Here is a 642-nt window from a genome sequence, read left to right as displayed (position 1 = left end):
GAACTGGAACTCCGCTGCGTTAATGGCGCATGTTGATAACTACATTCTGAAGAATGGCTATGGCTGTGAAACTCAGCTCATTGCTGGTGACACAATGCCTACTGGTACATCGATGATTGAGAAAGGTGAACCTGATCTAGCGCCAGAGCTATGGAGTAACGGATTGCGCGAGCCCTTGGACAAAGGCGTTGCAGAGGGCCGTTTGAAGTACGCAGGCAACTCATTGTCTGATGGCGGTGAAGAAGGTCTTTGGGTTCCTCAGTACCTAGTAGATAAAGAGCCAAGCCTCGCAACAATTGAAGGTGTTGTTGCTAACGCTGACATGTTCAAGCACCCAGAAGACCCGGATGCTTCAGCAATAATGGGCTGCCCAGCAGGCTGGAACTGTGCAATCACGGTGTCCAATCTTTTCAACGCACTGAAGCTTGAAGATGCTGGCTTTAAATTGGTTGATCCGGGTTCAGGTGCTGCTCTAGCAGGTGCTATTGCGAAAGCGTATGAGCGTGAGGAAGCGTGGTTCGGTTACTACTGGGCGCCAACGGCTGTATTGGGCAAGTATGAAATGGTGAAAGTAGATTTCGGCTCAGGCGTTGATGCTGAGCATTACAACAACTGTATCTCTCAGGCAGAGTGTGCAGATCC

1 protein-coding gene is annotated in these 642 nt (G+C 50.0%); it reads left to right on the top strand.

Going from position 1 to position 642, the window contains the following annotated elements; all coding sequences use genetic code 11:
* A partial coding sequence (locus A3750_RS04835) for a glycine betaine ABC transporter substrate-binding protein (RefSeq protein WP_304440169.1) occupies nucleotides 1–642 on the top strand: 642 nt, incomplete at both ends.

This window comes from Oleiphilus sp. HI0079 (genome assembly GCF_001635105.1).
This window is presented reverse-complemented; position numbering and strand designations above follow the sequence as displayed.